The organism is Streptomyces tubbatahanensis (assembly GCF_022699385.1).
GTDB classification, from domain to species: domain Bacteria; phylum Actinomycetota; class Actinomycetes; order Streptomycetales; family Streptomycetaceae; genus Streptomyces; species Streptomyces diacarni.
Genome location: NZ_CP093846.1, coordinates 1071369 through 1089422 on the forward strand (window position 1 = coordinate 1071369; position 18054 = coordinate 1089422).

Here is an 18054-nt window from a genome sequence, read left to right on the forward strand (position 1 = left end):
CGACGAGCCCCACCAGACACACCGGGGCCCCGCCCGGCACGGCACCGTCAGGGGACGCAGGCCAGAAGGGGGCCCGGGGCGCCGGGGCCACGACGGCTTGCGAGAACGCCCCGGACCCCGTGCCGATGGGCCGCCCGCGCGACCCCGGGACCCGGATGGATCAGCACCGGATGCCGAGGGTGACCACTGCTGAACAGACTGTGCTCATGCCGGAGCAACGTGAACAGCGGGCCCGACCCGCCGCGACATCCGCCTCGAAGCCCGCCGCGAAGACGGCCTCGAGGTCCACGTCGAAGCCCGCGTCGAAGCCCGCGTCGAAGTCCGCTTCGAGGGGCGCCACCAGGAGCGGCTCCACGTCGGCGTCCGCCACCGCGTCCAAGGGGCCCGAGGAGGCCGCGCGGCGCGCGTCGCGGAGCCTCACCCGGCTGATCGGGCACGAGACCGAGGGCATCTCGGCCGTGCGCAGAGCGGAGAACGGCTGGCGGGTGCACGTCGACGTGCTGGAGGTGCCGCGCATCCCCGACACCACCAGCCTGCTGGCGACCTACGAGGTGGAGCTCGACAGCAAGGGCCACCTCGCCCAGTACCGACGGATCCGGCGCTACCGGCGCGGCGCGAGCGACGACTGACGGGTCCGCGCCCGTCCCCGAGGGAGAGCCAGCCATGACGACCACCACCTACAACGAGGCCGCGGTCTGCGTCCCGCGCGCCGGGACCCTCTACGACGTCCTCGAACTGATCCTCGACCGCGGCATGGTGATCGACATCTTCGTGCGGGTCTCGCTCGTGGGGATCGAGATCCTCAAGATCGACGCCCGCATCGTGGTCGCCAGCGTCGACACCTACCTCCGCTTCGCCGAGGTCTGCAACCGGCTCGACCTCAACCAGGACGCCTCAAGCCGCACGGTGCCCGACCTGTTCGCCGGCATGGCCGGCGGCGTGGCCAAGGGCGGCGCCAAGAAGGCAGCCAAGTCGGTGGGCGGCAAGGTCAAGGACGCCATCGGCATGGGCGACGAGGACGACGACGTCGAGCGCGAGGACTACGAGGCGCCCGACGAGGAGGAGCCCGACGAGGAGGAGCCCGAGGAGGCACCCCGCGCACGCAGGGGCTCCGGCTCCCGGACGGCTTCCGCCTCCCGGGCGGGAACCCGCGCCACCCGGCGCGCCCAGGAGGCGTGACCATGACCACAGCGTCCCGAGCGTCCCGCCTCTACGTCTACGGCATCGTGCACGCCGACCGCACCCTTGCGCCTTCCACCCGGGGCGTGGGCAGACCTCCGGCGCGGGTTTGGCTGCTCCCGGTGGGCGCGCTCGCGGCCCTCGTCAGCGACGTACCGCCCGATCTGCGGGCGCGCCGCCGCGACCTGATGGCCCACCAGGAGCTGCTGACCGCGCTGGGGGCCGAGGGGCCCGTGCTGCCGATGCGGTTCGGCATGGTCGCCGAGGACGCGGCCGAGGTCGAGCGGGCCGTGCGCGCGGCGGCGCCGACCCACCTCGCGGCACTCGGGCGCCTGGAGAGCCGCACCGAGATGAACCTCAAGGCGATGCCCGTCCAGTCCGCGGTCGAAGCCCTGGTGCGGGACGACGCGGGCGTGCGGCGGCTCGCGGCGGACGTGCGGCGCCGACCGTCCTACGAGGGCAACGTGCGGCTCGGGCAGGCGGTCGCGGAGGGCTTGGCCCGCCGGGCCGCCGAGGCCGCCGAAGAGGCGCTGCGCACGCTGGTCCGGCTCGCCGACGAGGTCGTGCGGGGCCCGGAGGTTCCCGGGTGCGTCCTCAACGCCTCGTTCCTCGTCCCGCAGGCGCGCGGCGAGCGGTTCAGGGCGGCGGTGGAACAGTTCGCGGCCGCGCACCAGGAGCGGGTGGAGCTGCGCCTGACGGGCCCGCTGCCGTGCTACAGCTTCGTCCCCCGGGAGCCGGAGGAGTCCGCGGACTCCCAGAGCTCTCAGGAGCCGCTGGGGTCTCCCGAGCCCCCGCAATCCCCGGCGTCCGAGGAAGGGCAAGCGCCCGGCTCCCCCGGCAGCACCGCCGTCCGGACCTCCGCTGTGGGGAGCTGACGTGGGGCTGTTCAGCGGGGTACTGCTCCTGCCGCTGGCGCCCGTGCGGGGCGTGGAGTGGGTGGCGGGCCGGCTCCTCGACGTCGCGGAGCAGGAGCTGTACGACCCGGCGACGGTCCGGGCACAGCTCGGCGAACTGAACCGGGCGTACGAGGAGAGGGAGCTCACCGAGGAGGAGTTCGAGCGGGAGGAAGAACGCCTGCTCGACCTGCTGGAACAGCGCGGACCGAGCGCCGCGGCCGGCACCCGCACCGTGACCACGTCCACCGCACACACCGCGTCCGACGTGACCGAGACGTCACCGAACCCAAGGAATCAGGCATGAACGACAGTTGCAAAACGGCCGTCCTCGCGGGGGTGGCGGGCGGCTACCTCCTCGGCCGTACGAAGAAGGCCAAACTGGCCCTCGCCGTCGGCTCGCTGGTGGCGGGACGCCGTCTCGGCCTCGATCCGCAGGAGCTGATCAGCAAGGGCGTCCGGAAGATCACCGAGACACCGCAGTTCGAGGAGTTGGCCGACCAGGTCAAGGACCAGATGATGGCCGCGGCCCGTACCGCGGCCGGCTCGGTCGCCAACCGCCGTATCGAAAGCCTGACCGACTCCCTGCGCGCCCGTACGGACCGCCTCGGCGGCCAGGACGGACAGGGAGAGCGGGACGGGCAGCAGGGCGGGGGCGAGGGCCGGGACGAGGGCGCGGACGAGGGCGAGGGCGAAGACAGCGGCGCGGGCGAGGGCGAGGGCGCGCGGCAGCAGAAGAGGTCCCGGGAACGGCAGCGGTCCGAGGACGGCGGGGAGGGCGGGGAAGGCTCCGACGCGTCGGACGGGGCGCGGCGCGAGCGGCCCCGGCGGGCGGCGCCCCCCAGGACCAGCAGCGGCGGACGGGCACGTCAGAGCACGTCCGCCGACGGCTCGTCGGCGGGCAGGCCGCGGAAGAAGGCGTCCTCGAGCAGTTCGGCGCGGACATCCACCGACCGCTCGGACCGCAGGAGGGAGCGCCGTGGCTGAGCAGAGCGGAGACAGCGGCGGTGGCAGCTCGCCCCTGGAGCAGCTGCGTGAGCAGCTCATGGAATACCTGGGCGCGTCGGGCAAGCAGGTCGTCGGCAAGGTCACGGACAAACTCACGGACCTCGCCGACCCGGGCAAACTCAAGGAGGCCGGCGGCGGCGACCTGGCGAGCACGGCCGCCCGCGCCATGAAGGGCGAGAACCCGGTCAAGGCGATGGTCTCGGAGAAGGCCAAGAGCGCCAAGGACAAGGTGGCCGGCAAGGCCAAGGAGGCGGTCGGCATGGGCGGGGGCAGCAAGGCCGGGGACCTCAAGGCCATCAACATCATCGAACACGTCGACATCGGGCGGCCGCTGCGCGTGGTCTACAACCACTTCACGCAGTTCGAGGACTTCGGCAGCTTCATGAACGGCGTCTCCAGCGTCTCGCGGGACGAGGAGGACGAGACCAAGACGACCTGGAAGGTGCGCGTCTGGCCCTCGACCCGCAGCTACGAGGCGACCGTCTCGGAACAGCTCCCCGACCAGCGGATCGTGTGGTCGTCCGAAGGGTCGAAGGGCACCACGAACGGCGCCGTCAGCTTCCACCGCCTCGACGAGAACCTGACCCGCGTCGCGGTGGTCGTCGAGTACTACCCGTCCGGCTTCTTCGAGAAGACCGGCAACATCTGGCGCGCCCAGGGCAGGCGGCTCCGCCTCGACCTCAAGCACTTCCAGCGCTACGTCACGCTCCAGTCCGACGAGGTGGACGGCTGGCGTGGCGAGATCCGCGACGGCGAGGTCGCCCGCAGCCACGACGACGTGGTCCAGCAGGAGGAAGAGGAGGAGAAGGAGAGACGGGAGCGCGAGGAGTCCTCGGAGCACGACGACGGCGAGGGCCGGGAGCCGGGTGAGGACGACGACGAGAACGCAGACGAGAGCGAAGACGACGGTGACGACCGGGACGAGGACGAGGGCGAAGGCGAGGACGAGGGGGACGAGTTCGATGACGAGGACGACGAAGAAGACGACGACGAGGACGACGACGAAGGGGACGACGAAGACGACGAGGACGATGATGGGCGGCGTTGAGGGGGCCGGCCGGCCGTGACCGAACACATCGCGGAACGCCCGCTCAACCACGCGCCGTCCACGCCCTCGGGGCCGGCCAACCTCGCGGACATCCTCGAACGCGTCCTCGACAAAGGCATCGTCATCGCCGGAGACATCAAGATCGATCTCCTCGACATCGAGCTCCTGACCATCCGGCTGCGCCTGTTCGTCTCCTCCGTCGAGACGGCGAAGAAGGCAGGCATCAACTGGTGGGAGACCGACCCAGCCCTCTCCACGCGCGCGCACCGGGACGCGGTCGAGGACGAGAACAAGCGGCTGCGGCAACGAGTCGCCGAACTGGAGGCGGGCGGGCCGCAGGAGGAGGCGGCGGTGGCCGACGGGGAGAGCCGCCAGGGCCGGCGCAGGGACGAGGGCTGGGACGAGAGCCGCAGCCACAGCTGGCACCACGTCAAGGAAGGGCAGCGCAGATGACGCAGACGGTACGCGGCACCGGGCCCGGACCGGAGACCTCACCGACAGCCGCCTCCTCCCCCGCCGCCCTCTCCGCCACCTACGTGTACGCCGTCTGCCGGGGCTGCGATCCAGAGGTGTTCGCCGGGCTGCCGGGGCAGGCACCGGGCGCGCCCGTGCGGCTGCTGCGCTTCGGCGCGCTGGAGGCCGTGGTGCAGGACGTGCCCGCCGCCTCGTTCGGCGAGGAAGCCCTGCGGGAGCGGCTCGGTGACCGGGCGGAGCTGGAGCGCTGCGCCCGCGCCCATCACGCGGTGATCGCCGCCGCGGCCGCCGCCGCGCCGACGCTTCCGCTGCCTCTCGCCACGCTCTACCTGGGTGACGGACGGGCACGCGCCGCGCTGAGCGCCGACGCGAGCCGTTTCCTGGGCGCGTTGCGGCGGATCGCCGGGCGGGTCGAATGGGGTGTGAAGGTCTACGCGAGCCGGGAGGTCCGGGGCGGCCCGGGCACGGAGCGGCGGGCAGAAGGGCCGGGCACGCCCGAGCGTGCAGCGGCGCCCGCCGGCCCCGACGACAAAGCCGCGCGAGGCCCTGCCGCACGCCCGGGCCACGCCTACCTGGAGCGGCTGCGGGGCGTGCGGCAGGAGCGGGAGCAGCGGCAGGAGGCGGGTCTGGGCGCCGCGGAGGCGGTGGACCGGGCGCTGGGTGGTCTCGCCGTGGCGAGCCGGCGGCTGCGTTCGCACGACGCGGCCGTCACCGGCGGCCGTGGAGCGCAGTTGCTCAACGCGGCGTATCTGGTGGCCGAGGGGCGGCGGGACGAGGTCGCCGAGGCCGTCCAGGCCGTGCGGGAGCGTCCGGAGTGCCGGGGCGTCGAGGTGGAGCTGACCGGCCCGTGGGTGCCGTACTCGTTCGTGGACGGAGGTGAGAGCGATGCCCGTGGGTGAGCACGTGGGCGAGGTGGTGCGGTGGGACGGCCCGGACAGCGGGGCGCCGCTCGGTGTGCCGCTGGTGGATCTGCTGGACCGGGTGCTCAACACCGGTGTGGTGGTCAGCGGCGACCTGGTACTGGCGATCGCGGAGGTGCCGCTGGTGCGGCTCTCGCTGAACGCGCTGCTCTCGTCCGTCAACGAGCGCGTCGCGGCTCCCTGGGGAGACGGGGGGCCGCTGTGACGGCGTCGGACCCCCGCGATCCGCCCGGTGCCGTGCGCCGCCCCGCGTCCGAGGGCCGGACCGGCCGGCTGGAGCTGGACCCCGACCGGGTGGGCCGGGACCTGGTGTGCCTCGTGCTGACCGTCGTCGAACTGCTGCGGCAGCTCATGGAGCGCCAGGCGCTGCACCGCTGCGACCTGGGGGACGTCTCGGACGACCAGGTCGAGCGGATCGGGACGACGCTGATGCTGCTGGACGAGCGCATGGACGAACTGTGTGTCCAGCACGGGCTGACGCGGGACGACCTGAACCTCGACCTCGGCCCGCTGGGAACCCTCCTGGAGCGGTGAGGGAGCGATTCCGGCGCGGTCACACCGAGCGTGGGCGTCCGCGCACGCGGGGTCGTCACGGTCGGTGCCGTCGTACGTGTGTCGTGCGGGCGTTCACGGGAACCCCGGTCGGTAGCCACTTCGCAGTCGACACAGCGTGGCCCGGCTCGGTCGGGTCAGCGGGACGGATACTCCATGACCAGCGGGTACATGGGTCCCGGAGGCTTCGGTCGGGACCCGTTCGAAGAGTTCGTCGCGCGTTTCCTCGGGGGCACTCCGTCCGGGGCCGGCGGGCAGCGCGGAGATCCGCGCCACTTCGACTTCTTCCGGCTGATGAGCGAGCCTGCCCGGCAGCTCGTCACCGACGCGGCCTCGTACGCGGCCCAGCACGGCAGCAGCGATCTGGACACCGAGCACCTGCTGCGTGCGGCGCTCGCGGCGGAGCCGACCCACAGCATGGTCGAGCGGGCCGGGGCCGACCCCGACGCGCTGGCCGCCGAGATCGACCGGGTGGCGGACGAGGGCCCGCCGCGCAGCTCCATCTCCGTCAGCCCCGCCGTCAAGCGGGCCCTGCTGGACGCGCACGAGATCGCCCGCTCGCGCGGCGCCTCCTACATCGGCGCCGAGCACGTCCTCGTCGCGCTGGCGGCCAACCGTGACTCCACGGCGGGACGGATCCTCAACGCCGCCAGGTTCGATCCGGGCTCCGCCCGGGCCGGCAGCGGGTACGGCGGCGCCAGCCAGGGCGGGCCCGAGGCGCCGGCAGGACGGACGCGTCAGACGGGGGAGAGCAACACCCCCAACCTCGACAAGTACGGCCGCGACCTGACGGAACTGGCCCGCGAGGGCCGCATCGACCCGGTCATCGGGCGGGACGAGCAGATCGAGCAGACCATCGAGATCCTCGCCCGCCGGGGCAAGAACAACCCGGTGCTGATCGGCGAGGCGGGGGTGGGCAAGACCGCCGTGGTCGAGGGCCTGGCCCAGCGCATCGCCGAGGGCGACGTGCCGGACAACCTGCTGGGCCGCCGCGTCGTCCAGCTCGACTTCGGCAGCATCGTCGCCGGAACCCGCTACCGCGGCGACTTCGAGGAGCGGCTGACCGGCCTCATCGACGAGATCCGCGCCCACACCGACGATCTGATCGTCTTCATCGACGAACTGCACACCGTCGTCGGCGCGGGCGGCGGCTCCGAGGGCGGCTCGATGGACGCGAGCAACATGCTCAAGCCGCCGCTCGCCCGCGGCGAGCTGCACGTCATCGGCGCGACGACGCTGGAGGAGCACCGCCGCCACATCGAGAAGGACGCGGCGCTCGCCCGGCGCTTCCAGCCCGTGCTGGTGCCCGAGCCCACCGTCGCGGACGCCATCGAGATCCTGCGCGGGCTGCGCGACCGCTACGAGGCGCACCACCAGGTCCGCTACACCGACGAGGCGCTGGTCGCCGCCGTGGAGCTGTCCGACAGGTATCTGACCGGACGCTTCCTGCCGGACAAGGCCATCGACCTGCTGGACCAGGCAGGGGCGCGGGTGCGGCTGCGCACGGCCACCCGCGGGACCGACGTGCGGGCGCTGGAGCGCGAGGCCGAACAGGTCCGCAGGGACAAGGACCAGGCCGTCGCCGCCGAGGACTACGAGCAGGCCAAGCAGCTGCGCGACCGGCTCAGCGAGCTGGAGGAGTCCATCGGCCGCGACGAGAGCAAGCAGGAGAGCCGGGGCGACCACCGGATCGCCGAGGTCACCGTGGAGGACATCGCCGACATCATCTCCCGCCAGACCGGCATCCCGCTCAGCAACCTGACGCAGGACGAGAAGGACAGGCTGCTCGGTCTCGAGGAGCACCTGCGCCGGCGGGTCATCGGCCAGGACGAGGCCGTCACCGCCGTCGCGGACTCCGTGCTGCGCTCGCGCGCCGGCCTGGCCGACCCGCAGCGGCCGATCGGCAGCTTCCTCTTCCTCGGCCCCACCGGCGTCGGCAAGACGGAGCTGGCGCGGGCGCTGGCCGAGACCCTGTTCGGCAGCGACGAGAAGATGGTGCGGCTGGACATGAGCGAGTACCAGGAGCGGCACACCGTCAGCCGGCTCGTCGGCGCACCGCCCGGATACGTCGGCCACGAGGAGGCTGGGCAGCTGACCGAGACGGTGCGGCGCAACCCGTACTCGCTGCTCCTGCTGGACGAGATCGAGAAGGCCCACCCCGACGTCTTCAACATGCTGCTCCAGGTGCTGGACGACGGGCGGCTGACCGACTCGCAGGGCCGGACGGTCGACTTCTCCAACACCGTCATCGTGATGACGAGCAACCTGGGATCCGAGGCCATCACGGGGCGCGGCGCCGTCCTCGGCTTCGGCCAGGGCGACGAGGCCGACGAGGAGGCCAGGCGCGAGCGGGTGCTGCGCCCGCTGCGGGAGCACTTCCGTCCCGAGTTCCTCAACCGCATCGACGAGATCGTGATCTTCCGCCGGCTCGACGACACGCAGCTGCGCCAGATCACCGACATGCTGCTGGAGGAGACCCGGCGCCGGGTGCACGCCCAGGACCTGTCGATCGACTTCTCCCCCGAGGCCGTCGACTGGCTGGCCCGGCAGGGCTACCAGCCCGAGTACGGCGCCCGGCCGCTGCGCCGCACGATCCAGCGCGAGGTCGACAACCGGCTCTCCCGCATGCTGCTGGGCGGCGAACTCCAGCCGCACACCCGGCTGCTGGTCGAGGTGGCGGACGGGGAACTGCGCATCCGCACCGAGCCCGCGTAGGGCGCGGCCCCTTCGCCGGGCCGCGGGCCGGGTGCCAGGGGCCGAGCGGCGCCCGCGCTCCGGGAAGGGCGCGGGCGCCGCTCGTCACGTCTGCCGCGGGGCGGCCCGCTGGGCGATCTCCTCGTCGGCCACCGCGATGGCCGCGTCGGCGCGGACGTACCAGACCTCGCGCCTGGCCGGGGACAGACCCGCCCAGGGGTGGCGCTCCGCGCTGTAGCCGAGGGTCGCGTACAGCGCCCTCGCGTACCGCTCGCGGCGCTCGTCGTTGCTCACGGGGTCTCCTGGGCGGTTCGGCGGCCATGTGTCCCCCCAGTAGACGAGCGCCTGTCGGGGGAGGTCAAACGCGCCGGGCGCGGCCTTGGAGCCGCGGGCCGGCGTCAGTCCAGGACCCGTCCCCTGGTCTCCGGCATGAGCCAGATGAACAGCAGGGTCAGCAGGGTGCAGGCCATGACCACCATGACGATCGCCATGCCCAGGCCGCTGCTCGCCGCCGCCCAGCCGATGAGCGCGGGGCTGAACGCCGCGGCGCCTCGCCCCACGTTGTAGGTGATGCCCGCGCCCGTGCCCCGCGCGTGCGCCGGGAACAGTTCGGTGAACAGGGCGCCCTTGCCCGAGGCCTGGGCGGCGATGAAGAAGCCGACCACGAGGGCGAGCACCAGGTTGTACCAGAGGGCGTCGACGGGTATCGCCATGAACAGGAAGCCGAAGACCGCGGTCCCCAGGTAGAAGACGGTGAAGGCCCAGCGGCGTCCGATCCGGTCGTGCAGGTGGCCGCCCAGCACGTAGCCCAGCCAGTTCCCGACGATCATGAACCACACGTAGAGCGCCGTACTGCTGACGCTGAGCCCGCGCTCGTCCTTCAGGTAGAGCGGGATCCAGGTCTGCATCGCGTAGGTGCTGCCCAGCCCGGTCGCGCCGAAGAGCGTGCCCAGGACGGTGACCTTCCGCAGGCCCGGGGAGAACAGCTCGGCGAACGCACCCTTCTTCCGCGGCTTCCCAGGGGCCGCGTCCGCGGCGGCGGTGGCGGTGCGCTTCCGCGGGAGGTCGCGGAGGTTGCGCCTGATGATCAGCGCCACGAGTGCGGGCAGGACGCCGACGGCGAACATGACCCGCCAGGCGACCGTGTCCGGCAGCCAGGCGTGGCTGAGCAGATAGGAGAGGTTGGCGCCCGCCCAGCCGACGGCCCACGCGGACTGCACCCACGCCAGTGCCCTCCCCCGGCGTTCCGGTGCGGCGAACTCGGCCATGAGCGCGGCGCCCACCGGCCATTCGGCGCCGAAGAAGAACCCTTCGAGGGTGCGCCACAGCAGGAGGGACTCGAAGTTGCGCGAAGTGGCGGTCAATCCGGTGAACAGGGCGTATCCGCAGATGACCAGGACCAGGACCTGTACCCGGCCGAAGCGGTCGGCGAGCCTGCCGCCGACCACGCCGCCCGCGGCCGAGCTCAGCAGCGCCGCGGAGGTGGCCAGGCCGCCCTGCGCCGTCGTCAGGCCGAAGGCGGCGATGATGCCGCTGAGTGCGAGGGGGAACATCTGGTTGGTGAAGCCGTCCAGGCCCCAGCCTGTCCAGGTCGCCCAGGTGACGCGGCGGGCGAGGGACCTGTCCACCGCCGGAGACTGCTGGGGTGCCGATGTGGTGGTCATGCCTGCACTCCGTTCGGTCACTGCCGGTCGTGGTCGCTTGCCCGTCCGAGCCCGTAGAGGTCGTGTGCCGCACGTGCGGTGATGCGTTCGTTGCGCAGGTCTTCGCGCACCTGCTCGGGGTCGCGGGCCGCAGGTTGCCCGAAGCCCCCGCTGCCGGGGCTCTCCACCCTGAGCACGTCGCCTCGGCGAAGCCGTACGCCCGAGAGCCTGCCGCCCGGCAGCTGCCGCTCGCCGTCCCGGCCCGGGTTGACCACGAAGCGTCCCGGGCTGCCGTCGTGTCCGCCGTTCAGCCCCCAGGGCCGGGTGGCCTGCCGGTCGGCGTGCGCGGAGAACTCGGCGCCGTCGCCGAGGACCCGTACGTCCCTGCGCACGCCGAGCCCGCCACGGTGGGTGCCGGCGCCGCCGGAGTCGGGGATGAGCTCATAGGTGTCGACGAGGAGCGGGTACTCCTGTTCCAGCGCCTCGATCGGCAGGTTGGAGGAGTTGGTGATGTGGACCTGGACGGCGTCCATGCCGTCCTTCGTTGTCCTGGCACCGCCACCGCCTGCCACCACCTCGGGATAGACGAAGAAGCCGTCCCCGTGCTCCCCCGAGAACGTCACGTAGGTGACGGTGCTGTGGCTCGCGGCCGGTACCCGGCCGGGCAGGGCTGCGGCCAGCGCGCCGAGGACGACGTCGGCCACCCGCTGGCAGGTGTCCGTACGGGCCGTGACGGGTGCGGGCTCGCGCGGGTTGACGATGCTGCCCCGCGGGGCCGTGATGCCGACCGCGTCGAAGAAGCCGCCGTTGGGCGGGATACCGGGGTCGAGTACGGCCTTGAGCGCGTAGTAGACGGTCGCCTCCAGGGCCGGTCGCACCACGTTGATCCCCACGGGCGACTGCGGGCCCGTACCGGCGAAGTCCAGCGCGACGCGGTCGCCGCTGACGGTGACCGCGACCTCGATCCGGGTACCGGGCCCGAGGCCGGCGTCCTCGCCCTCGCCCTCGGCCTGCTCGGGGTCCATCAGGTCGCTGAAGCGGTACGTACCGTCGGGGACCTCGCGCAGCGCGGCCGCCAGCCGTTTCGCGGAGTGGTCCAGGAGGTGCGCGGTCGCCGCGTGCACCGTCGCCGTGCCGTAGCGCCTGTGCACCTCGCGCAGCTGTCGCTCGCCCACCTCCACCGACGCCAGTTGCGCCAGCATGTCGCCGCGGCGCTCGTGCGGCAGCCGCGAGTTGAGTTCGACGAAGGCCAGCGGCGCCTGTTCGAGGCCGTCGGCCGTGGCGAACCTGACCAGCGGGATGCGCAGCCCTTCCTGGAAGAGCGAGTCCGAGTCGCCCGCGTTGCTGCCGGGGACCCGGCCGCCGATGTCGGAGTGGTGCGCGATGTTGGCGCTGTAGCCGACCAGTTCCGCGTCCGGTTCCCCGGCTGCCTCCCTGTGCACGTAGACCGGCTTGACCATGGTGAGGTCCGGCAGATGGGTGCCGCCGCCGCGGTAGGGGTCGTTGGTGAGGAAGACGTCTCCCGGTCGGACGGTCAGCTCGGAGGCGAGCAGCGCGTCGATCAGGCCGGTCATCGACCCCATGTGGATGGGCATGTTCTCCGCTTGCGCCACCAGCTTGCCCTCCGCGTCGAACAGCGCGGTCGAGCAGTCGGAGCGCTCCTTGATGTTGGTCGAGTAGCTCGCCCTGCGCAGCACGGCGCCCATCTCCTCCGCGATGGTCACCAGGGACGCGCCGATGACCTGCACCGTGATGGGGTCTGGGGTGTGCGTCTGGTCGCTCAACGCTGCTCCACTTCGATGACGAGGTTGCCGTACGCGTCGACGAGCGCGGTGGCGTCGGGGGTGATGACGGTCGTGGTGTCGAGCTGTTCGACGATGGCCGGGCCCGGCAGCGCGGTTCCGGCGCGCAGCGCGGCGCGTGCGTAGACGGGCGTGTCGAGCGGGCCCGTCTCGTCGAAGTCGACTTCGCGGCGGCCCACCAGGGCCTCGTCCGGGTCGGAGCCCGCTTCCACGGACGGCAGGTCCGGCTTGTCGACCACGGCGGCGGCGGTCAGCTGGATCTCCACGATCTGCACCCGCGCGTCGGCGTGTGCGTAGCCGTAGCTCTTCGTGTGCTGTGCGTGGAAGGAGGCCACCATCTCCGCCACGGCGCCGGAGCCGAAGTGTGCCGTGTCGATCACCCGCTGCGGCAGCGGAACCGACAGCTCGAAGTTCTGGCGTGCGTAGCGCAACCTGGCCTCCCCGGTGATCCTGGTCTCCGCGCCCGCAGGCGCTTCGGCCGCCAGCCAGTCGCGCGCGGAGTCGTGGGCCTCGCGCAGCGTCTCGTCGAGCTTCTCGGGGCTGTGCTCGTCCGCCTCTTCGAGTACGGCCCTGGCGAACTCGGCGCGGATGTCGGTGACGAGCAGGCCCAGGGCGCACAGGGTGCCCGGGTTCGGCGGCACCACGACGGTGCTCATGCCGACCTCCCTGGCGACTTCGACCGCGTGCAGGGGTCCGGCGCCGCCGAAGGCGACCAGGACGTAACCGCGCGGGTCCTCACCCGCCTCGACCGACACCTTGCGCACGGCTGAGGCCATGTTCACGGACGCGATCCGGCCGATACCGCGCGCGGCCACCGAGCGGTCGGCCGCCATCGCCTTCGCGACGCCTTCCACCGCGCGTCCTGCCGCTTCGTGGTCCACCGCGAGCGCTCCTCCCAGGATGTACCGGGGGTTCAACCTGCCGCGCAGCACGTTCGCGTCCGTGACGGTGGGCTGGTCGCCGCCCCGCCCGTACGCGGCGGGCCCCGGCTGGGAGCCCGCGCTGGCCGGGCCGACCTCCAGCGCTCCCCCTGGATCGACCCTGGCGATGCTGCCGCCGCCGGCGCCGACGGTGTGGATGTCCAGCGACGGGGTGCGCACGGGACGGCCGCTGATCCGGCGCTGGGTGGACACCAGGGCCCGCCCGTCGCGCACGAGGCACACGTCGGTGCTCGTACCGCCCATGTCGAAGGTGATCAGGTTGCCGAAGCCGGCCTGGCCCGCGACGTGGGAGGCTGCGACGACACCGGCCGAGGGCCCGGACAGCAGTGTGCTCACCGGGTGACGGGCGACCGACTCCAGCGACATCATGCCGCCGCTCGAACCGATCACCTTGGGCAGGACCGGTACACCGGTCGCCTCGATCCGCTCGGCCAGCCGCGACATGTACCGGTTGATCCGCGGTCCGACGTAGGCGTTGACCACGGCCGTCGAGAACCGTTCGAACTCCCTGAAGACCGGGGCGACGTCCGCAGACGCACACACGTAGGCCTCCGGCAGCGCGGCTCGCAGGCGCTCGACGACCTCCCGCTCGTGGGTGTCGTCGCGGTAGCTGTGCAGGAAGCAGACCGCGACCGCTTCCGGGTCCGCCGCGCGGACCCGGTCGACCACGGCGTCGGCGTCCTCCTCGCTCAGCGGGACCAGCGCCGTTCCCTGGGCGGTCATCCGCTCCGCGACCGTGTGCACCAGCGACCTGGGGACCAGCCCGGGCGCCTTGTCGGCGTCCAGGTCGTAGAGGTCGGGGCGCTGCTGGCGGCCGATCTCCAGTACGTCCCGCAACCCCGCGGTGGTGACCAGCGCGGTGCGTGCGCCGTCGGACTCCAGCACCGTGTTGGTGGCCACGGTGGTGCCGTGCCCGAGGTATCCGACGTCGCCTGGCGCAGCCCCGGTCCTGCGCAGGATCGCGCGGACACCTTCGGCGACGGCGACGGACTGGTCGTCGGTGGTCGAGGGCAACTTGTGGATGTGGAACCGGCCGTCGGCCGTGTCCAGGGCCGTCACGTCGGTGAACGTGCCGCCGACGTCGATGCCGATACGTAGCATGGAACCCTCCTCCGCGTGAGGTTCAGGACAGCCGCGACAGCGACAGGTGAGCGATGGGGATGTCGGTACGGCCGGTCAGCAGCAGGTCGGCCGCCGACCTGGCGAAGACCGGCGCCAGTTTGAAGCCGTGACCGGAGAACCCGCCCATGACCAGGACGTCGGGCCGGTCCGGATCGCGGCCGATGATGCCGTGGTTGTCTGCGGTGTAGCCGTCCATGTAGGTGCGTGTGGCGGTGGGCCGGTCCGGCAGGCCCCGCAGGCACCGCGCCACGGCGGCCGACACCCGCGAGGCGTAGTCCGGCTCGACCACGGGGTCGAGCCGGTCGGGGTCGGCCACGGGCGACTTGGGCACGTGCAGGTTGACCTTCACTCCGCCGCCGACGTCGGGGAAGAAGGAGAAGCTGTTGTCCGCTCCGCTGCGCCGGATGCCCACGGGGAAGCGCTCAGGGGCCCATTCCCCGCCCGCGTCGAACCAGCACAGCACGGCCCGGCGGACCTCGACCTCACCGGCGAGCCTCGGCACGGTGCGGGCGATCCAGGGTCCTGTACACAGGACGACCTGGTCGAACTTGGCGACCTCGACGCCGCCTTGGGCCCGGTAGTGGACCGCCACCCCGCTGCCGGTCTGGACGACGTCGAGGACGGTGGTGCGGGTGTGTACCGCGGCCCCCGCCTGCTCGGCGAGCCGGGCGGTCGCGACCACCGCCCGGTGCGGGTCGAGCAGCCCGCCCGCACGGTCGAGCAGGACGACGTCGTCCTCGAAGAGCCGGTGCTGCCCGAAGCGGCGCTCCGCCTCGGGGCGGTCGAGCTGTTCGACGTCGAGGCCCCACTCCTCGGCCACGCCGAGCACGGTGCGCACATCGGGGTCCTGCGCGGAGCCGATGGTCAGCGCCCCGCACGGGGTGAGCAGCGGGGTGCCCGCCTGGGCGCCGAGCCGTTCCCACGCCTGCCGTGCCTCGCGCAGCAGCGGGACGTAGTCTCCGCCCTCCTTGTAGGCGATGCGGAAGATGCGCGTCTCACCGCCCGCCGCGCCTCGCGCGTGTCCGATGTCGAACTGCTCGAAACCGGTCACCGGCACGCCGCGGGAGGCGAGTTGGTGGAGGACCTGGCTCCCCATGGTGCCCACGCCGATGACGGCGACGCGCGGCTGCGGGGGTGGTTTCATCGCTGTCTCCGCGGGGTCGGGAGCGTTGACCCGAGGAACGTAGCATTCACTTCATGGATGGACAATGGACGACGTGAATACTTCATCTGACACGCTGGCCCAGCGCGTGCGCCGGGCGGAGCCCCTGGCGAGCGGCGAACGGGCCGTGGCCGAGTACCTGCAACGGCACCCCGAGGAGGCCGCCGTCTCCTCGGCGGCCAAGCTCGGCAAGGCCACGGGGACCAGCGACGCCACGGTGATCCGTACCGCACGCAAGCTCGGCTTCACGGGCCTCGGCGACCTCAAGCGCAGCCTCGTCCACCACCTGGCACGGCGCCGCGATCCCGCCCAGGTCCTCGGCGACCGGGTGCAGCGGCTGCGCCCGGCGCACACCGCGCTGCACCCCGTGATCGACGCGGGACGCGGGCTGCTCGGCGAAGTGCCGACGCTCATCGACACCACCGTGTGGTCGCGCACCGTGGACGTGCTGAACGAGGCCACGCACGTGTGGGCCTACGGCATCGGCCCCGGCGCCGCCCTCGCCGACCAGTTCGCGCTGAGCCTCCGCCGCGCGGGCAAGGCGTCCGACTCCTGGACGGCGACCGGATTCCGGCTCGCCGACGACCTGTTGCGGCTGCGGCCCGCACACGCCGCGGTCGTCATCGCGCCGCTGCGCCTCTTCCGCGAGATCGGCATCGTCCTCGACCACGCGCACCGCGTCGGCGCGCACAGCGTCCTGCTGACCGAGGCCACCGACGAGGGCAGGGAGACCAGGGCCGAAACGGTGCTGCCGCTGCCCGACTCGACCGAGGGAGCCGCCAACGAACTCCTCGCGCCACTGACCATCCTGCACGCCCTCGTGCTCGAACTGGTCCAGGCACAGCACGCGTCAGCCGTCGACCACTACCAGCAGCTCAGCGCGCTGCGCACGGAGATCGCAGGTACCGAACTCGACCTCAGCCGCCTGCCGGAGCCGTGAGACGCGAAGCCGCTCAGGACGGGTCGCGCCTGCTGGGGCGCCGCTTCCCCAGCGAGCGCTGAGCCGTGGCCGGTCGGTCCGTGGACAACCGGCCGGTCGGTAACAGCTGGTCAGTCGGTGAACAGCTGGGTGGCCTTCAGCACGAGCTCGTAGAGACCGTACGCGAACGGCAGGCCCACCCACAGCCAGACGAGGACGGCGAGCCAGGTGCGGCGGGGCGCCGCCGGGTCAGGCGAGGCGCTGCTGGGAGCCATCGGGGGCCTCCGTTCCGTTCGCGGGTCCTGCGGACGCGTCCGCCGTGCCGCCCTCCGCGGCCGGCTCGTGGAAACGCGGATGCACCGGCCTGATGCATTCGTTGGCGGCGAAGCCCACGACGAGGAGACCCATCATGATGTAGAGGGAGAGGCTGTAGAGCCCGGGCCCGCTGCGCCCGGCCGCCTCCTGGCTGTCGGCGACCCGGTTGACGATGAGCGGGCCGAGCACGCCCGCGGTGGACCAGGCGGTGAGGAGGCGGCCGTGGATGGCGCCGACCTGGTAGGTGCCGAAGAGGTCCTTCAGATAGGCGGGCGCGGTGGAGAACCCGCCGCCGTAGAAGGAGAGGATCGCCAGCGCGGAGAGGACGAAGACCGGCTTCGAGGAGCTCCCGGTGGTGGCGATGAGCAGGTAGAGCAGGGCGCCGGCACCGAGGTAGACGCGGTACATGTTCTTCCGCCCGATGGCGTCGGAGGTGGCCGACCACACCAGGCGCCCGCCCATGTTGGTGAGCGAGAGCAGCGCGACGAACCCGGCGGCCGCGGAGACGGAGACCGGCGTACTGGTGCCGGCGAAGAAGTCCCCGATCATCGGGGCGGCCTTCTCCAGGATGCCGATTCCCGCCGTCACGTTCATGCACAGGACGACCCACAGGCACCAGAACTGCGGTGTGCGCAGGGCGTTGCGGGCCGACACCTGTGCGGTGGAGACCATCGCGCGCTGTTCGGTCGGCGGCGTCCAGCCCGCCGGACGCCAGCCGTCCGCGGGGACCCGCACGAGGAGGACGCCGAGCGCCATGAAGACCGCGTAGGCGAGTCCGTGCACCAGGAAGGCGGTGGCGATCCCACCGCTGTCCGCCCCGAAACTCTCCAGCATCCTTGAGGACCAGGGCGAGGCGATGAGCGCGCCTCCGCCGAAGCCCATGATGGCGATACCGGTCGCCAGTCCCGCACGGTCGGGGAACCACTTGATCAGCGTCGAGACGGGCGAGATGTAGCCGATGCCGAGGCCGATGCCGCCGACGAAGCCGTAGCCGAGGACGATCAGCCAGAACTGCTCCGTCGCCGCGCCGAGCGCGGAGAGGAGGAACCCGCTGGCGAAGCAGAGCAGCGAGACGGCCATCGCCCAGCGCGGGCCCTTGCGTTCGACGAGAGTGCCGCCGAACGCGGCGGAGAGACCGAGCATCACGATGGCGAGCTGGAAGGGGAGCGCGCTCTCCGTCCCGGAGAGACCGAGCGCCTTCTCCAGCGGCGGCTTGAAGACGCTCCAGGCGTACGCCTGGCCGATGGACAGGTGGACGGAGAGCGCGGCGGGCGGGACGAGCCAGCGGCTCCAGCCGGCCGGTGCGACCGTACGGGAGCGGCTGAGCAGTCCCCCGTTCGGAACCTGTGGGGACCTCATGGGTCGGCACTCTAAGTAGTTGA

At 72.4% G+C, this 18054-nt stretch carries 19 protein-coding genes; 12 read left to right on the forward strand and 7 right to left on the reverse strand.

The window, feature by feature from the left end:
- Positions 1–206: 206 nt before the first annotated feature.
- The 11 genes from MMF93_RS04570 (at position 207) to MMF93_RS04620 (ending at position 8789) form a co-directional block, all read left to right on the forward strand.
- Entirely contained in the window at positions 207–629 is a 423-nt protein-coding gene (locus tag MMF93_RS04570) for a gas vesicle protein GvpO (protein WP_242749763.1), read from the forward strand.
- A 34-nt stretch (positions 630–663) separates the two neighbouring features.
- Entirely contained in the window at positions 664–1179 is a 516-nt protein-coding gene (gvpJ, locus tag MMF93_RS04575; protein WP_242749765.1) for a gas vesicle protein GvpJ, read from the forward strand.
- Positions 1180–1181: 2 nt separating this feature from the next.
- Positions 1182–2054: a GvpL/GvpF family gas vesicle protein gene (locus tag MMF93_RS04580; protein WP_242749766.1), complete on the forward strand. Its 873-nt coding sequence runs from the start codon at positions 1182–1184 to the stop codon at positions 2052–2054.
- 1 nt (position 2055) lies between these two features.
- Positions 2056–2379: a gas vesicle protein GvpG gene (locus MMF93_RS04585; protein ID WP_242749767.1), complete on the forward strand. Its 324-nt coding sequence runs from the start codon at positions 2056–2058 to the stop codon at positions 2377–2379.
- Positions 2376–3059: a hypothetical protein gene (locus tag MMF93_RS04590; RefSeq protein ID WP_242749768.1), complete on the forward strand. Its 684-nt coding sequence runs from the start codon at positions 2376–2378 to the stop codon at positions 3057–3059. Before MMF93_RS04585 ends, MMF93_RS04590 begins: the two co-directional genes overlap by 4 nt.
- The gene (locus tag MMF93_RS04595; RefSeq protein ID WP_242749769.1) at positions 3052–4128 is read left to right on the forward strand and encodes an SRPBCC family protein; all 1077 of its coding nucleotides are present in this window, start codon (positions 3052–3054) and stop codon (positions 4126–4128) included. Before MMF93_RS04590 ends, MMF93_RS04595 begins: the two co-directional genes overlap by 8 nt.
- Before the next feature lie 15 nt (positions 4129–4143).
- A complete protein-coding gene (locus MMF93_RS04600) occupies positions 4144–4581 on the forward strand; it encodes a gas vesicle protein (RefSeq protein WP_242749770.1) in 438 nt (145 codons plus the stop codon).
- On the forward strand, positions 4578–5501 hold the full coding sequence (locus tag MMF93_RS04605) for a GvpL/GvpF family gas vesicle protein (RefSeq protein WP_242749771.1): 924 nt from the start codon (positions 4578–4580) through the stop codon (positions 5499–5501). The genes MMF93_RS04600 and MMF93_RS04605 overlap by 4 nt, the downstream gene beginning before the upstream one ends.
- On the forward strand, positions 5488–5727 hold the full coding sequence (locus tag MMF93_RS04610) for a gas vesicle protein (RefSeq protein ID WP_242749773.1): 240 nt from the start codon (positions 5488–5490) through the stop codon (positions 5725–5727). Before MMF93_RS04605 ends, MMF93_RS04610 begins: the two co-directional genes overlap by 14 nt.
- Positions 5728–5759: 32 nt before the next feature.
- Positions 5760–6056 carry a gas vesicle protein K gene (locus tag MMF93_RS04615; RefSeq protein ID WP_242757253.1) on the forward strand — a complete coding sequence of 99 codons (297 nt, stop codon included), beginning with the start codon at positions 5760–5762 and terminating at the stop codon, positions 6054–6056.
- 174 nt (positions 6057–6230) lie between these two features.
- A complete protein-coding gene (locus MMF93_RS04620) occupies positions 6231–8789 on the forward strand; it encodes an ATP-dependent Clp protease ATP-binding subunit (protein ID WP_242749775.1) in 2559 nt (852 codons plus the stop codon).
- An 84-nt stretch (positions 8790–8873) separates the two neighbouring features.
- On the opposite strand, the gene MMF93_RS04625 is transcribed toward MMF93_RS04620, so the two are convergent.
- The 5 genes from MMF93_RS04625 to solA all read right to left on the reverse strand — a co-directional run bounded on the left by MMF93_RS04625 (position 8874) and on the right by solA (position 15420).
- On the reverse strand, positions 8874–9062 hold the full coding sequence (locus tag MMF93_RS04625; RefSeq protein WP_242749778.1) for a hypothetical protein: 189 nt from the start codon (positions 9060–9062) through the stop codon (positions 8874–8876).
- A 104-nt stretch (positions 9063–9166) separates the two neighbouring features.
- Entirely contained in the window at positions 9167–10432 is a 1266-nt protein-coding gene (locus MMF93_RS04630) for an MFS transporter (RefSeq protein WP_242749780.1), read from the reverse strand.
- A gap of 17 nt (positions 10433–10449) precedes the next feature.
- The gene (locus MMF93_RS04635) at positions 10450–12195 is read right to left on the reverse strand and encodes a hydantoinase B/oxoprolinase family protein (RefSeq protein WP_242749782.1); all 1746 of its coding nucleotides are present in this window, start codon (positions 12193–12195) and stop codon (positions 10450–10452) included.
- The gene (locus MMF93_RS04640) at positions 12192–14255 is read right to left on the reverse strand and encodes a hydantoinase/oxoprolinase family protein (protein WP_242749784.1); all 2064 of its coding nucleotides are present in this window, start codon (positions 14253–14255) and stop codon (positions 12192–12194) included. The genes MMF93_RS04635 and MMF93_RS04640 overlap by 4 nt, the downstream gene beginning before the upstream one ends.
- 22 nt (positions 14256–14277) lie before the next feature.
- The gene (gene solA / locus MMF93_RS04645) at positions 14278–15420 is read right to left on the reverse strand and encodes an N-methyl-L-tryptophan oxidase (RefSeq protein WP_242749786.1); all 1143 of its coding nucleotides are present in this window, start codon (positions 15418–15420) and stop codon (positions 14278–14280) included.
- 64 nt (positions 15421–15484) lie between these two features.
- Between solA and MMF93_RS04650 the strand changes: the two genes are divergently transcribed.
- Positions 15485–16378: a MurR/RpiR family transcriptional regulator gene (locus tag MMF93_RS04650; RefSeq protein ID WP_242749788.1), complete on the forward strand. Its 894-nt coding sequence runs from the start codon at positions 15485–15487 to the stop codon at positions 16376–16378.
- Between the two features lie 110 nt (positions 16379–16488).
- Here MMF93_RS04650 and MMF93_RS04655 read toward each other — a convergent pair whose 3' ends face one another.
- Both MMF93_RS04655 and MMF93_RS04660 read right to left on the reverse strand, forming a co-directional pair.
- Entirely contained in the window at positions 16489–16632 is a 144-nt protein-coding gene (locus MMF93_RS04655) for an MFS transporter small subunit (protein WP_181861111.1), read from the reverse strand.
- Entirely contained in the window at positions 16607–18031 is a 1425-nt protein-coding gene (locus MMF93_RS04660; protein WP_242749790.1) for an L-lactate MFS transporter, read from the reverse strand. The genes MMF93_RS04655 and MMF93_RS04660 overlap by 26 nt, the downstream gene beginning before the upstream one ends.
- Positions 18032–18054 lie beyond the last annotated feature (23 nt).

What these genes read in the sequence shown, in the direction of transcription:
- MMF93_RS04570 (WP_242749763.1), top strand. Translation starts at nt 207, where the DNA reads ATGCCGGAGCAACGTGAACAGCGGGCCCGACCCGCCGCGACATCCGCC.
- gvpJ (WP_242749765.1), top strand. Translation starts at nt 664, where the DNA reads ATGACGACCACCACCTACAACGAGGCCGCGGTCTGCGTCCCGCGCGCC.
- MMF93_RS04580 (WP_242749766.1), top strand. Translation starts at nt 1,182, where the DNA reads ATGACCACAGCGTCCCGAGCGTCCCGCCTCTACGTCTACGGCATCGTG.
- MMF93_RS04590 (WP_242749768.1), top strand. Translation starts at nt 2,376, where the DNA reads ATGAACGACAGTTGCAAAACGGCCGTCCTCGCGGGGGTGGCGGGCGGC.
- MMF93_RS04605 (WP_242749771.1), top strand. Translation starts at nt 4,578, where the DNA reads ATGACGCAGACGGTACGCGGCACCGGGCCCGGACCGGAGACCTCACCG.
- MMF93_RS04610 (WP_242749773.1), top strand. Translation starts at nt 5,488, where the DNA reads ATGCCCGTGGGTGAGCACGTGGGCGAGGTGGTGCGGTGGGACGGCCCG.
- MMF93_RS04620 (WP_242749775.1), top strand. Translation starts at nt 6,231, where the DNA reads ATGACCAGCGGGTACATGGGTCCCGGAGGCTTCGGTCGGGACCCGTTC.
- MMF93_RS04630 (WP_242749780.1), bottom strand. Translation starts at nt 10,432, where the DNA reads ATGACCACCACATCGGCACCCCAGCAGTCTCCGGCGGTGGACAGGTCC.
- MMF93_RS04640 (WP_242749784.1), bottom strand. Translation starts at nt 14,255, where the DNA reads ATGCTACGTATCGGCATCGACGTCGGCGGCACGTTCACCGACGTGACG.
- solA (WP_242749786.1), bottom strand. Translation starts at nt 15,420, where the DNA reads ATGAAACCACCCCCGCAGCCGCGCGTCGCCGTCATCGGCGTGGGCACC.
- MMF93_RS04650 (WP_242749788.1), top strand. Translation starts at nt 15,485, where the DNA reads ATGGACGACGTGAATACTTCATCTGACACGCTGGCCCAGCGCGTGCGC.
- MMF93_RS04655 (WP_181861111.1), bottom strand. Translation starts at nt 16,632, where the DNA reads ATGGCTCCCAGCAGCGCCTCGCCTGACCCGGCGGCGCCCCGCCGCACC.
- MMF93_RS04660 (WP_242749790.1), bottom strand. Translation starts at nt 18,031, where the DNA reads ATGAGGTCCCCACAGGTTCCGAACGGGGGACTGCTCAGCCGCTCCCGT.